General features: G+C 72.2%; 12 protein-coding genes. 5 read left to right on the plus strand and 7 right to left on the minus strand.

What is annotated here, in order from left to right; all coding sequences use genetic code 11:
• Positions 1-3: 3 nt before the first annotated feature.
• The 4 genes from ACZ592_RS21855 to ACZ592_RS21870 all read right to left on the minus strand — a co-directional run bounded on the left by ACZ592_RS21855 (position 4) and on the right by ACZ592_RS21870 (position 4,959).
• Positions 4-1,320, minus strand: coding sequence for an HAD family hydrolase (locus ACZ592_RS21855; protein WP_471583248.1), 1,317 nt, complete (start codon positions 1,318-1,320; stop codon positions 4-6).
• A gap of 91 nt (positions 1,321-1,411) precedes the next feature.
• The gene (locus tag ACZ592_RS21860) at positions 1,412-2,194 is read right to left on the minus strand and encodes a 3-oxoacyl-ACP reductase (protein ID WP_471583249.1); all 783 of its coding nucleotides are present in this window, start codon (positions 2,192-2,194) and stop codon (positions 1,412-1,414) included.
• A 6-nt stretch (positions 2,195-2,200) separates the two neighbouring features.
• Positions 2,201-3,586 carry an aldehyde dehydrogenase family protein gene (locus ACZ592_RS21865; protein WP_471583250.1) on the minus strand — a complete coding sequence of 462 codons (1,386 nt, stop codon included), beginning with the start codon at positions 3,584-3,586 and terminating at the stop codon, positions 2,201-2,203.
• Between the two features lie 8 nt (positions 3,587-3,594).
• Positions 3,595-4,959 (minus strand): glutamine synthetase family protein, encoded by a 1,365-nt coding sequence (locus ACZ592_RS21870; RefSeq protein ID WP_471583251.1) that lies wholly within the window; start codon positions 4,957-4,959, stop codon positions 3,595-3,597.
• Between the two features lie 75 nt (positions 4,960-5,034).
• On the opposite strand from ACZ592_RS21870, the gene ACZ592_RS21875 reads away from it, so the two are divergent.
• From ACZ592_RS21875 to ACZ592_RS21885, 3 genes are all read left to right on the plus strand, one after another.
• Positions 5,035-5,817 (plus strand): FadR/GntR family transcriptional regulator, encoded by a 783-nt coding sequence (locus tag ACZ592_RS21875; RefSeq protein WP_471583252.1) that lies wholly within the window; start codon positions 5,035-5,037, stop codon positions 5,815-5,817.
• A 153-nt stretch (positions 5,818-5,970) separates the two neighbouring features.
• Positions 5,971-7,416, plus strand: coding sequence for an ethanolamine permease (gene eat / locus ACZ592_RS21880; protein ID WP_471583253.1), 1,446 nt, complete (start codon positions 5,971-5,973; stop codon positions 7,414-7,416).
• Positions 7,417-7,421: 5 nt separating this feature from the next.
• Positions 7,422-8,126, plus strand: coding sequence for a gamma-glutamyl-gamma-aminobutyrate hydrolase family protein (locus tag ACZ592_RS21885; RefSeq protein WP_471583254.1), 705 nt, complete (start codon positions 7,422-7,424; stop codon positions 8,124-8,126).
• Here ACZ592_RS21885 and ACZ592_RS21890 read toward each other — a convergent pair.
• Positions 8,095-9,060, minus strand: coding sequence for a phosphotransferase family protein (locus ACZ592_RS21890; protein WP_471583255.1), 966 nt, complete (start codon positions 9,058-9,060; stop codon positions 8,095-8,097). The genes ACZ592_RS21885 and ACZ592_RS21890 overlap by 32 nt on opposite strands.
• A 387-nt stretch (positions 9,061-9,447) precedes the next feature.
• Positions 9,448-10,494, minus strand: coding sequence for a LysR family transcriptional regulator (locus ACZ592_RS21895; protein WP_471583256.1), 1,047 nt, complete (start codon positions 10,492-10,494; stop codon positions 9,448-9,450).
• Positions 10,495-10,564: 70 nt separating this feature from the next.
• Between ACZ592_RS21895 and ACZ592_RS21900 the strand changes: the two genes are divergently transcribed.
• The gene (locus ACZ592_RS21900; protein ID WP_471583257.1) at positions 10,565-11,704 is read left to right on the plus strand and encodes a TDT family transporter; all 1,140 of its coding nucleotides are present in this window, start codon (positions 10,565-10,567) and stop codon (positions 11,702-11,704) included.
• A 247-nt stretch (positions 11,705-11,951) separates the two neighbouring features.
• Positions 11,952-12,839, plus strand: a complete 888-nt coding sequence (locus tag ACZ592_RS21905; RefSeq protein WP_471583258.1) for a hypothetical protein — start codon at positions 11,952-11,954, stop codon at positions 12,837-12,839.
• Between the two features lie 12 nt (positions 12,840-12,851).
• On the opposite strand, the gene ACZ592_RS21910 is transcribed toward ACZ592_RS21905, so the two are convergent.
• A complete protein-coding gene (locus tag ACZ592_RS21910) occupies positions 12,852-13,571 on the minus strand; it encodes a helical backbone metal receptor (protein ID WP_471583504.1) in 720 nt (239 codons plus the stop codon).
• Positions 13,572-13,590: the final 19 nt, after the last annotated feature.

A 13,590-nucleotide genomic window follows, 5' to 3' on the forward strand; every position in this document is an offset into this window, starting at 1 on the left:
GTCCTACGAGGCTGACGATGCCGTCGACGCCCCGAAAATCGTGTCCTTCTGATCGGGGATCACGGAGCCGTCCGAACGCCGCACGGGGCCCTCGCCGCCGTCCCGTTCGGTGTAGCCGGTGGTGGCGCAGGGGTAGGGCGCGGCCTGCCGGCCCTTGGGCCCGATGAACATGGGGTTGACGAGCCAGCGGCCGTCGCCGTTCTCGTAGGCGCGGCACATCAGCTCGTTCTTGTTGCGGTTCAGGACGAGCCTGAGGCCGGTGGCGTCGCGCAGGAACGAGACGTCGGTGTCGGAGTCGCCGGCGGCGAACACCTGGCGGCGCGCGGCGGGTTGGACCTTCTCGGCGGCCGCGCCGCGCACGCCGAAGATCTCCTTGTTGATCCAGCAGCGCTTGCCGTCGATGTACGTGATCATCGAGTCGTCGCCGTCCGCGACGGTGCCGCAGCCCTGCAGGCGCGCGGTCAGCTTCCCGTGGGCGGTGACGTTGCGGATGCCGAGGGTGTGCCGGGCGTCGATGCCGACGGCCTTCGCCCACACCTCGGCGACCGGCTCGGGCGACGCGGAGACGATGTGGACGTCGAACCCGGCCTTCTTGAGCGTGCGGATCAGGTCGCGCTGCTGGTCGTAGTAGCGGACCCAGCCGGTGACCTTGCCGGTGCCGACCCGCTGTTCGGCGCCGACGGGCGCGGCGAGGTTCTCCTTGCGGGCCGCGGCGGCGAACTCCTTGACCTGGCGGGTGGACCAGCCGCGGGTGAGCTGGGCGAGCCAGGCGTACTGCGGTTCCATGCGGCGGTGGTCGAACCCGTCGAAGGCCGCCCGGCCCGCCGTCGTGGTGCCCTCGCTGTAGACGGAGCGGATCTCGTCGGCGCAGGCGGTGTCGGTGCGGGTGGGCAGCGTGCCGCGGGTGGCGGGGCAGGCCTTCGCCAGGGCCCTGGCCGCGGGGGCGGTCAGGTAGCGGCTCGTGGTGCGCCAGTCGCCGTGCTCGGGCGCCCGTATCCTCCCGTTGCGCAGCAGCCAGAACATGGTGGCGTCGCCGATGTCGTTCTTGATGACGGTGTTGTCCCAGTCGAAGGTGGCGACCGGCTTGGCGCCGCCCCGGTGCCGCTGGGGGCCGCAGTGGCCGTGGGTGTCGATCATCCGCTGGAGCCGCGCCCGGTTCTCGCCGTACCACCCCTGGGTGACGGCGAGGTCGGGGCAGGCCTGCCGCCGTGCGTGGGCTTCGGGCTGGGTGGCTTCCGCGGTGGCCTGGACGGTGGCGAGACCGGCTGAGGCGACGGCGAGTACGGCTGCGGCCGCGACGGCGCGGCGCTTGAAGTTCACGAACACACTCCACTTCTTACGCAGGCCGGCCGGGCGTCGTGCGACGCCCGGCTGACGGATGGGTGGCTGCTGGGTGAACTGCGTGGACGCTCTAGAGCGGCGTGACGTACGCGCCGGAGATGCCGCCGTCGACGAGGAAGTCGGTGGCGTTCACGAACGAGGAGTCGTCGCTGGCGAGGAACGCCACCGCGGCGGCGAGCTCGTCCGCCTCGGCGAAGCGGCCCACGGGGATGTGCACGAGGCGGCGCGCGGCGCGCTCGGGGTCCTTGGCGAACAGCTCCTGCAGGAGCGGGGTGTTGACCGGGCCCGGGCAGAGCGCGTTGACGCGGATGCCCTCGCGGGCGAACTGCACGCCCAGTTCGCGGGACATGGCGAGGACGCCGCCCTTGGACGCGGTGTACGAGATCTGCGAGGTGGCCGCGCCCATCCGCGCCACGAACGAGGCGGTGTTGATGATCGAGCCCTTGCCCTGGCGCCGCATGTAGGGGATGGCGGCCTTGCAGCACAGGTAGACGGAGGTGAGGTTGACCTCCTGGACGCGCTTCCAGGCCTCCAGGCCGGTGTCCAGGATGGAGTCGTCGTCGGGCGGCGAGATGCCCGCGTTGTTGAAGGCGATGTCGACGGAGCCGTAGGTGTCGTACGCGGTCTTGAAGAGCGCCTCGACCTGCTCGGCGTCGGTGACGTCGACCTTCACGAAGGTCCCGCCGACCTCCTCGGCGGCCTTCTTGCCCGCGCCCTCGTCGATGTCGCCGCAGACGACGTGGGCGCCCTCGGAGGCCAGGCGGCGCGCGGTGGCGAGGCCGATGCCGCTGCCCGCGCCGGTGATGACGGCGGTGCGGCCGACGAGGCGGCGGCAGATGTTTTCTTCGGTCATGGGTGCTCAGGCCTCCGTGCTGATGAAGACGTTCTTGGTTTCCGTGAAAGCGGCGAGCGCGTCCGGGCCGAGTTCACGGCCGAGTCCGGACTGCTTGTAACCCCCGAAGGGGGTCCAATAGCGCACGCTGGAGTGCGAGTTGACGGAGAGGTTGCCGGCCCGGACGGCCCCGGAGACGCGCAGCGCCCGGCTCACGTCCCGGGTCCAGATCGAGCCGGACAGGCCGTACTCGGTGGCGTTGGCCAGCCGGATCGCGTCGGCCTCGTCCTCGAAGGGCAGGACGACGGCGACGGGGCCGAACACCTCTTCCAGGGCCACCGGCGAGTCGGCGGCGGCGTCGGTGAGCAGCGTCGGCGGGAACCAGAAGCCGGGACCCTCGGGCGCGGAGCCGTGGATTCCGGCGCCGGTCGGCACGTAGGACCGTACGCGCTCCAGCTGGGACCTGGAGATCAGCGGGCCCATCTGGGTCTTCTCGTCGGACGGGTCGCCGACGACGATCGACTCGATGACCGGCGTCACGACCTCCAGGAAGCGCTCGTACACCGAGCGCTGCACCAGGACGCGGGTGCGGGCGCAGCAGTCCTGGCCCGAGTTGTCGAGGTACGACATGGGGGTGGCGAGCGCCGCGGCCTCCACGTCGGCGTCGGCGAAGACGATGTTCGGGCTCTTGCCGCCGAGTTCGAGGGTCAGGCGCTTCACGCGGTCGGCGCACTTGGCCATGATCTGCTTGCCGACGCGGGTGGAGCCGGTGAACACGATCTTGGCGACGCCGGGGTGCTCGACCAGGGCGTTGCCCGCGACGTCGCCGGCGCCGGGCAGGACCTGGAAGAGGCCCTCGGGAAGCCCTGCGGCCAGGGCGAGTTCGGCGAGGCGCAGTGCGGTGAGCGGGGTCGTCTCGGCGGGCTTGAGGATCACCGCGTTGCCGGCCGCGAGGGCGGGGGCCGTGCCCCAGGCCGCGATCGGCATGGGGAAGTTCCAGGGGGCGATGACGCCGACGACCCCGAGGGGTTCGAGGACGGTGACGTTCAGGCCGCCGGGGACCGGGATCTGCCGGCCGTTCAGGCGCTCCACTCCCCCGGCCGCGAAGTCCAGGAGGTCTCGGACGTTGCCGGCCTCCCAGCGGGCGTTGCCGATGAGGTGGCCCGCCTCGCGCACTTCGAGGCCGGCCAGCTCTTCGAGGTGTTCGTCGACCTGGGCGGCGAAGCGGCGCAGGAGCCGGGCGCGGTCGGCGGGGGCCGCCGCGGCCCACTCGGCCTGGGCCCGCGCGGCGCGGGCGACGGCCGCGTCGACGTCCTGCGCGGTGGCGGCGGGGACGGTCGCGACGACCTCCTCGGTCGCCGGGTTCAGCACGTGGTGCTCGTGCGGCTGCTCGGGGGCGTGCTCGTTCGACAAGAAGGACCTCACATGCGTTCGAAGGAGCGGCGGAGCTCCCAGTCGGTCACCGCGGAGTCGAAGGCGTCCAGCTCGACCCGCGCCATGTTGCGGTAGTGCGCGACCACCTCGTCGCCGAAGGCGGCCTTGGCGATGGGGCTGTTCTCCCAGAGCTCGGCGGCCTCGCGCAGGGTGGCGGGAACGTGCTCGTAGTCGCCGGTGTAGGCGTTTCCGGTGCACTCCTCGGGCAGTTCGAGCTGGTGCTCTATGCCGTACAGGCCCGCGGCGACCAGGCCCGCGACCGCGAGGTGCGGGTTCACGTCGCCGCCCGGCAGACGGTTCTCGAAGCGCATCGAGCGGCCGTGGCCGACGACGCGCAGCGCGCAGGTGCGGTTGTCGTGGCCCCAGGCGGCGGCGGTCGGCGCGAACGTGCCGGGCCTGAACCGCTTGTAGGAGTTGATGTTGGGCGCGTAGAGGAGGGAGAAGTCGCGCAGGGCCGCGAGCTGGCCCGCGAGGAAGTGACGCATGACGGGCGACATGCCGCCGGGGCCGTCACCGGCCATGACGTTGGTGCCGTCGGCGTCCTGGAGCGAGAGGTGGATGTGACAGGAGTTGCCCTCGCGCTCGTTGAACTTGGCCATGAAGGTGAGTGAGACACCCTCCTGGGACGCGATCTCCTTGGCGCCGGTCTTGTAGATGGCGTGCTGGTCGCAGGTGACGAGGGCCTCGTCGTAGCGGAACACGATCTCGTGCTGGCCCGGGTTGCACTCACCCTTGGCCGACTCGACGACGAGCCCGGCGGTGGCCATGTCGTTGCGGATGCGGCGCAGCAGGGGCTCGATCCGGCCGGTCCCGAGGACGGAGTAGTCGATGTTGTACTGGTTGGCCGGGGTGAGGTCCTTGTACCCGGCGTCCCAGGCCTGCTCGTAGGTGTCCTTGAAGACGATGAACTCGAGCTCCGTGCCCACGTGCGCGGTGAACCCGAGCTCCGCGAGGCGCTCGAGCTGGCGGCGCAGGATCTGCCGGGGCGCGGCCACGACGGGTGAGGCGTCATTCCAGGCGAGGTCCGCGATGAGCATCGCGGTGCCCTCGTTCCAGGGGACCCGGCGCAGGGTGGAGAGGTCGGCGTGCATGGCGAAGTCGCCGTAGCCGCGGTCCCAGGAGGACATCGCGTAGCCGTCGACGGTGTTCATGTCCGCGTCGACGGCGAGGAGGTAGTTGCAGCCCTCCGTGCCGTGCTCGAGGACGTCGTCGAGGAAGAAGCGGGCGGCGAACCGCTTGCCCTGGAGCCGCCCTTGCATATCGGGGAACGCCAGGACGACAGTGTCGATCTCGCCGCTCGTGACGAGGGCGCGCAGCTCCTCGACGCCGAGCGGGGGTGTGCGGTCTGCCACGGGAAAAGCCTCCTTGGGTCAGCCGGGAGCCATAAGGTATTGCGGAGAACCATTGCTTGGGAAGGGGGTACGGGCATGTCGCACACGGAAGAGAACACGGAAGAGAACGCCGCGGAGGGCACCCGGGGCGGCGTCTCGCCCGCGCAGGACGACGACCGGCTGACACCGGTACTGCGCACGGTGCGGGCGGGCAACGGCTTCGAGGAGGCTCTGGAGCAGATCCTCCAGGTCGTCCGCCTTGGCCTGGTGCCCGGCGGCGAACGCCTGCCGTCGGAAAGGGAGTTGGCCGACCGCCTCGGCATCAGCCGGGTCACCCTGCGCGAGGTCCTGAAGGTGCTGCAGGACCAGGGCCTGGTCGAGTCGCGGCGCGGACGGTACGGCGGCACCTTCGTGCGGCCGCGCCCGGAGGCGCCCGGCGAGGACGAGCTCCGCCGCCGCATCCGGGGCGTCGACGTCGAGGACGCGCTGCGCTTCCGCGAGGTCCTCGAGGTCGGCGCGGCCGGGCTCTGCGCGGCGCACGGCCTGAGCGACGAGCAGGCGGAGCGGCTGCGCACGGCCCTGGCACAGACGCACGACGCCCCCCTCTCCGCGTACCGCAGGCTGGACACCCTGCTGCATCTCACGCTCGCCGAGCTGTGCGGCTCGCCGACGCTCACCGCCCAGTACGCGGCGGTCCGGGCGACCGTCAACGATCTCCTGGACTGCATCCCGCTGTTGGTACGGAACCTGGAGCATTCGCAGCGCCAGCACACCGCACTCGTCGAGGCGGTGCTCGACGGGGACGCCGACGGAGCGCGGGAGATGATGCGCGAACACTGCGCGGGGACGGCCGCCCTGCTGCGGGGCTTTCTGACGTGAGAGGGGGCGCGGCGCCCGGTTCGGTGAGCACGCGTTAACCACGTAGTAACGCACGGGTCTTGATTTCCGCCACCCGGCACGGCAAAGGTATGGATCCGTTCCATTGAGTCACCCCGCCGCCACATCCCAGTGCCGCCGCATAGGAGCCGTGCCATGACCGTGGAGTCCAGCAAGCCGGGTACCGCCGAACCGGCGGACGACTATCTGGAGCGCAGAACGCTCCGCAGGGGCAACGCGGGCTGGGTACTGCTCACCGGCCTCGGCGTCGCCTATGTCGTCTCCGGCGACTACTCCGGCTGGAACTCGGGGCTCGCGGAGGGAGGCTTCGGCGGCCTCGGCATCGCGATGGCCCTCATGGGCGTGATGTACGCCTGCATGGTCTTCTCGCTGGCCGAACTGTCGTCCGTGCTGCCCACCGCGGGCGGCGGCTACGGCTTCGCGCGGCGGGCGCTCGGCCCGTGGGGCGGCTTCCTGACCGGCACGGCGATCCTCATCGAGTACATCCTGGCACCGGCCGCGATCTCCATCTTCATCGGCGACTACGTCGAGTCGCTCGGCCTCTTCGGCCTCACCTCGGGCTGGCCCGTCTACCTGGCCTGCTTCGTGATCTTCATAGGCATCCACCTGTGGGGCGTCGGCGAGGCCCTGCGGTTCAGCTTCGTCGTCACCGGCATCGCGGTGGTCGCGCTGCTGGTCTTCGCGGTCGGCGCGTTCATGGACTTCGACGCCTCCAAGCTCAACGACATCGCGGTCGACCACGACGCGTTCGGCGCCAACTCCTGGCTCCCGCTCGGCCTGTTGGGCATCTGGGCGGCCTTCCCGTTCGGCATGTGGTTCTTCCTGGGCGTGGAGGGCGTACCGCTGGCCGCCGAGGAGACCAGGGACCCGGCGCGCACGCTGCCGCGCGCCATCCGCTGGTCGCTGTTCATCCTGGTCGTCCTGGCCCTGCTCACCTTCTTCGCGTCGGCGGGCGCCCGCGGCTCCGCGGCCATCCAGTCGGCCGGCAACCCGCTGGTGGAGGCCCTGCAGCCGGACGGCAGGGCGACCGGCCTGAGCCGCGTCATCAACTACGCGGGCCTCGCGGGCCTGGTCGCCTCCTTCTTCTCCCTCATCTACGCGGGCTCGCGCCAGCTCTTCGCGCTCTCGCGGGCCGGCTACCTCCCCCGATTCCTCTCGCTCACCAGCAGCCGCAAGGCCCCCTACCTGGGCCTGCTCGTCCCGGGCGCGATCGGCTTCGGGCTGGCCGCGGCGACCGGTGACGGCGCCCGGATGCTGAACGTCGCCGTGTTCGGCGCGACCATCTCGTACGCCCTGATGTCGCTCTCGCACATCGTGCTGCGCCGCCGCGAGCCGGACCTGGAACGGCCCTACCGCACCCCCGGCGGCGTGCTGACCTCGTCCGTCGCGCTCGTCCTCGCCTGTGCGGCGCTGGTCGCCACCTTCCTGGTGGACGTCACGGCCGCGCTCATCGCCCTCGCCGTGTACGTGGTCGCCATCGCCTACTTCGGGATGTACAGCCGCAAGCACCTCGTGGCGCGCGCGCCGGAGGAGGAGTTCGCGGCGCTCGCGGCGGCCGAGGCAGAGTTGGCACGCGACTGATGACCATGACGAGGGAGAGCGCAGTGAGCGGCAAGCCGCTGATCGGGGTCAGCACCTACCTGGAGTCCACGGTGAGCTGGGGCGTGTGGCGGTTGCCCGCCGCCCTGCTGCCCGCCGGCTATCCGCGCCTCGTGCGGGCGGCGGGCGGCATCGCCGCGATGCTGCCGCCGGACGACCCCGCGCTCGCGGCGTCCGTCGTCGCCCGGCTCGACGCCGTGGTCGTCGCGGGCGGCCCCGACGTCGAGCCCGCGCGGTACGGCGCGGTGCGCGAGGAGCGCACCGGGCCGCCCGCACCGGAGCGGGATGCCTGGGAACTCGCCCTCATCGAAGCCGCGTTGGCGTCCGGGACGCCACTGCTCGGCATCTGCAGGGGCATGCAGCTGATGAACGTGGCACTCGGCGGGACGCTGGTCCAGCACCTGGAGGGGCACACGGAGCGGCTGGGCGTGTTCGGCACGCACGCGGTGAAGCCGGTGCCCGGCACGCTCTACGAGTCGATCGTGCCGGACGCCTCCACGGACGTCCCCGCCTACCACCACCAGGCGGTGGACCGCCTGGGCAGGGACCTGGTGGTGTCGGCGTACGCGGAGGACGGCACCGTCGAGGCGGTCGAGCTCCCCGGCCCCGCCTGGGCGCTCGGCGTGCAGTGGCACCCGGAGATGGGCGAGGACACCCGCGTCATGGCAGCACTGGTCCGAGCCGCGTCCTGAGCCAGGCCACGGCGGCGGCGCCCTGGGCGGCCTGGAAGGCGCGCAGCGTCGGCAGGCCTGCCGGGGCGGGCCGCAGGGACTGCCGCACGAAGTACCCGGCGAGCCCGGCCAGCGTCGCGGTGACGCCCCGCGGGTCGGCGTCCGCGCCCAGCCGCCGGCCGGTGAACACCTCCTCCGGGTCGGGCCCGCCCTGGGCCCGCACACACGGCAGCATGAGCAGCAGGTCGAACCAGGGGGCGGCGCGCAGGGCGTGCGGCCAGTCGACGAAGACGACCCGGCCGTCGGCCGTGAGCAGCATGTTGTCGGCGCGCAGGTCGCCGTGGGCGAGGGTGTCGCCCGAGGCGAACTCGCTCCACGGGGCGGCCAGTCGGGCGAGCGCGGGCAGATTGCGGCGGACCCAGGGATCCAGCCTGTCGTCGGCCCGCGCCCCCTGCTCGGCCAGTCGCTCCCATCCGCGGAAGATGCCCGTCACCGCTTCGGCGACGGGCGGCGCGGCGGACGGCGCGGACGTCAGGGTCCGTGCGAGCGATTCCACCGCGTCGAGCACGCGCCCGAACTCGTCGGCACGCCAGGGCACTTGGGGCTGCCTGCCGTCGATGTCCTCGAAGGCGAGGGCGACCCAGGTGCCGTCGTCGTGGGCGGCGAGCAGCCGGGGCGCGGGCACGGCGTCCGGCAGGGCGGCGGCGTTGCGCGCCTCGGCGCGGTGCAGGAGGGGGCTGCCGGGGTTGACCTCGGCACTGACGGCCTTGACGAACGCCCGCCGGCCGTCGGCGAGGCGCACCCGCGCGGCGACGCCGGGCGAGAACCCGCCGCGCTGGGTGACCGCCTCGACGACGGGCGCGCCGAGCGCGGCCTCCACCGCTCCCCGTACGTGCGCGGGGAGTTGACGCCACGGCGTCCGGACGCCGGTCGCGGGAGGCGCGGTCACGTTCATGCCCCCATGGTGGGCGGGTGCCCGGGCCGACGCCAGACACGTGCCCCCACCTCCCCGCGCGCCACTCCGCGTCGCCCGCCGTGCGCGACACCGGTCGCTCGTACCGCTGCGGGCCGCCTGCGGGGTGCCGGGCCCGATCCGCGAGGCGATCTCGGGCCAGGTCGGACCCGCCCCGCGCCCTCTGGAGGAGACCCGTCTCCAGCTCGCCCATCTCCCTCCTCCCCCGGCCAGCGGCCAGCGGCCAGCGGCAGCAGGCTCAGGGTGGCGGTGATGTTGGCGTGACCCTCCGCGGGCTCCCCCTCGACGGGCCGCGCGGCACCGCTTCGCTTACCCACCTCACTTGTCTCACCTCACCTGCCTCACCTCACTTGCCTCACGCCATGTGCCTTACGGTTCGCGTCGCCCGCTCCGCGCCCTCTCCCCCGCGCCGCCTCGGGTCCCTCCAGCGCCTCGGGTCCCCCCACCGGCTCGGGTCCCCGACCCGCTCCTGGTCAGCGCCAGCAGATCCCGGCCCGGGCCCGCGGGGCGGTGGCCCGTCGGCCAGACCGCTCGCAGCTCCCTGCGCAGCCGTACGTCCGCCAGCGGGATCTCCACCAGGCGCCGGGCCGCCAGCTCCTCGCCCACCGCGAGCTCGCTGAGGACCGAGGGGCCCGCGCCGCTGACCGCCGAGGCCTTCACCGCCGTCGTCGACGACAGCTCGATCAGGGGGCGGGCGAGGCCGCCGAGCGCCGCGTGCAGGACCTGCCGGGTGCCCGAGCCCTCCTCGCGCAGGATCAGGGGTGTCGCCGCGAGCTCCTCGGCGGCGAGCGGCTTCCTGCGCCGCGCCCACGGGTGCCCCGGCGCCGTCACGACGACCAGGCGGTCGTGGGCGACGACCACGTCGTCGAGCCCGGCGGGGACCGTGAGCCCCTCGACGAAGCCGAGGTCCGCCTCGTCGGCCAGCAGCCGGGCGGCGACGGCGGTGGAGTTGCCCGCGAGCAGCGAGACGGCCGTGTCCGGCCGCTGGGTCCGCAGGGCGATGAGCCAGCCCGGCAGCAGGTACTCGGCGATCGTCATGCTCGCCGCGACCCGGAGCCGCGAGTCCCGCCGGACGCGCAGCGCCTGCGCCCCCGCGTCGAAGGCCTCCGCCGCCTCCACGATCCGGCCCGCCCAGTCGGTGACCAGGGCGCCCGCGTCCGTGAGGCGCGAGCCCCTGGGCGACCGGTCGACCAGCGCGACGCCCAGCTGCCGCTCCATGGCGCGCACCCGGCTGCTCGCCGCGGGCTGGGTGATGCCCAGTTCCCGCGCGGCCCGCCCGAGGCTGCCGAGTCTGGCCACGGCGAGCAGCAGCTGGAGCGCGCCGAGGTCGGGCACGCGGTGCGCGAGCGATACCTCCGTGACGTCGGGAGGGGCGGTGGGTGCGGCGGGCTCCGGGGACGCGGGCGACGTACTCATAAAGTCAGCTTATGCCCCCATAGAAGAGTGCTCCCTGGTCGCGGCCCCCACCCCGGAGGACCGTGGTCTCATGGTCACCACCGCACACCCCGCGCATCCCGCACACCCCGCACCCGCCGCCACCGCCGTCGTCGCCCGCGCCCTCCCGGTCCGTCACCTCGGGCCGAACTGGTACGCCTCCGTCATGGGCACCGCCATCATCGCCAACGCGGGCGCGACGCTGCCGTACGGGTTCACGGGGCTGCGCACGGCCTGCACCGCCTTCTGGGCGCTCTCCTTCGCGATGCTCCTCGTCCTGCTCGCCGCCCGTGCCGCGCACTGGACCCACCACCGCGACCAGGCCCGCGCGCACCTCCTCGACCCCGCGGTCGCGCCCTTCTACGGCTGCCTGTCGATGGCACTGCTCGCGGTCGGGGCGGGCACGCTGACCGTCGGCAAGGACTGGATCGGCGCCCCGGCCGCCCTCGCCGTCGACCTCGTGCTGTTCGCCGCGGGCACGGCCATCGGCCTGGCGGCCGCCGTCGCCGTCCCGTACCTCATGGTGGCCAGGCACCGCATCGCCGCCGACCAGGCCTCCCCCGTGTGGCTGCTGCCCGTGGTGGCCCCCATGGTGTCGGCGGCCGTCGGCCCGCTGCTCGTCCCGCACCTGCCCGCGGGCCAGGCACAGCAGACGATGCTGTACGCCTGTTTCGCGATGTTCGGCCTGAGCCTGCTCGCGACCCTGGTGATGCTGCCGGTGATCTTCGCCCGCCTGGTGACCGCGGGCCCGCTGCCCCTGGCGCTCACCCCCACCCTGTTCCTGGTGCTCGGCCCGCTGGGCCAGTCGACGACCGCGGCCAACAAGTTCGCCGATTTCGCACCGGGCGTCGTCCCCGCCCCGCTGGAGAGCGGCTTCCTCGCCTTCGCCGTGCTCTACGGCGTACCCGTGACGGGCTTCGCCCTGATGTGGCTGGCGCTCGCCGCGGCCCTGGTGGCGCGCGCCCGGCGCCGCGGGATGGGCTTCGCGATGACCTGGTGGGCGTTCACCTTCCCCGTCGGGACCTGCGTGACGGGCGCGGAGGGCCTGGCCCTCCACACCGGCCTCGCCGTGTACGAATGGCTCGCGACGGCCCTCTTCGCCCTCCTGGTGACGGCCTGGACCGTGGCCCTGACCCACACGGCACACGGCCTCCTCACCGGGAAGCTGCTCGCAGCGCCCGCACGAAAGTAGCTTCCGTCCCTGCCGAGGCGTGACGGCTTTCGGCCACGGGACGCCGAGCCAGGTCCACGAGTGACGGTGGATGGCGCGGCTCGCGAGCACCCGGCCGTATCACGGAGGCGTTTCAGCACCCGGCTTTCGTGGCGCAGTCAGGGCTTGTGACGGCTGAAGGTTGCATTGCCCGCGCCCTTCTCACCCGATGGGATTCAGCGACCGGTCCTTTCAGCGAGGACTCGACCGCTTCTCCATGGAGGCTCACATGAAGCATGCCGAGATCTCCACACATCCGATCGCGAAAATCTTCACCAGCATTTTGATCATTCTTCTCCTGGGTGGTCTCGCTGCGATCTTCTTCTCGGTAAAAGTATGCGAGGAGCAGGTCACGAGCAGGGGTGCCGTGGTGAACGTATGCCGCCACGTCTCAAGCACCGATCCACCGGTCATGGGGATTGTGCTGGCCGCCATCGCCCTCCTCACGGGTGTCTTCTTCTCGGAGGTGTCGGTTTTCGGGATCACTTTCAAGAAACAGATAGAGCGAATACAGGAAGAGACCAGGGAGGCGAAGGAACAAGCTGAGGAGAGCGGGCGTTCGGCGGAGGAAATCCGAGAAGCACTGCACGTGACGGAGACGGACCTCTACGAGAGCGTGCAGCGCCTCCGCTCTGGGAACGCAGAAACCGAACCGGCGGCCGGCGACGTCCTGGGCCTGATGGCTCAGGAGTACAACGAGATTCGGCTTGCCATGCCGAGCGGCGTCGAGCGCACCGAGGCGATGACAGAAATCGTCAGCCGCATGAAGGCAGAGACAAGGGAACGCGCCAATTTCGATCCCGTACCTTTCCTGGAATCGACGGACCGAGGCCTCAGGCTCGTCGGCTTCGCCGCAATGTGCGTGCATTCCCACACAGATTTGATTCCCCGCCTCGTGGAGATCGCCATTCTCGAGGACAAACCGTTCGGCCAGCTCTGGGCCCTCAACGCACTGGAAAAACAGCTGACCTTCTCGCCGTTCGCCCTCGACGCCACGTCCGCAGAACGCCTGCAGAACTTCTTGACGACCCTGCCATACAGGTCCGACCGGGCGGTACGCATCCGTCACCTGCTGCAACTCTTCGCAAAACACCTCGGCATTCGGCCGGCCGAGTAGACGGCCCGGGGGCTAGCGAACCGCTGCTCGCAGCGCCGCGCTGAGAACCACGGGCGCCTCCGTCAGCGACGGCCCGTACCAGGTGAGGTGGCGGCCGCTGACGAGAGCTACCGGTGTGCGTGTCGGGAACGCCTCGGGGCCGTCGTCGCGCGTGAAGCGGTACGGCTCGTCGGGCAGCACCACCAGGTCGAGATCGGCCGAGGTCAGGTCCTCGATCGGCACGCGCGGATAGCGCTCGGCGTGAGCGGCGTACGCGTTGTCGACGCCCATGCGGGCGAGGAGGTCCGCCGCGAACGTGTCGCGTCCGAGGACCATCCAGGGCCGCCGCCAGATCGGGATCGCCGCCCGCAGCCGGACGGACGGGCAGGGCGGATCCCACCACGCCGCCTCGGCCTCCTCCAGCCACCGGGGCCGCTCGGCCCCGCACGCCGCGAGGACCCGGGTCAGCTCCCGGAAGGCCTCGGGCAGGGTGCGCACCTCGGTCACCAGGACCTGGAGGCCTGCCGCGCGCAGCGCCGCGAGGTCGGGCGCCCGGTTCTCCTCCTCGTTGGCCACGACCAGATCGGGGGCGAGGGACACGACGCGGGCCACGTCGGGGTTCTTGGTGCCGCCCACCCGCGTCACGTCCAGGTCCGCCGGGTGGCTGCACCAGTCGGTCGCCCCGACCAGCGCGCCCGGCACGGTCACGGCGACCGCCTCGGTCAGCGAGGGCACCAGCGAGACGACCCGCAGCGGGCCGCGCGCGAGCGGC

The sequence above is a fragment of the Streptomyces sp. NPDC040622 genome (genome assembly GCF_055593965.1).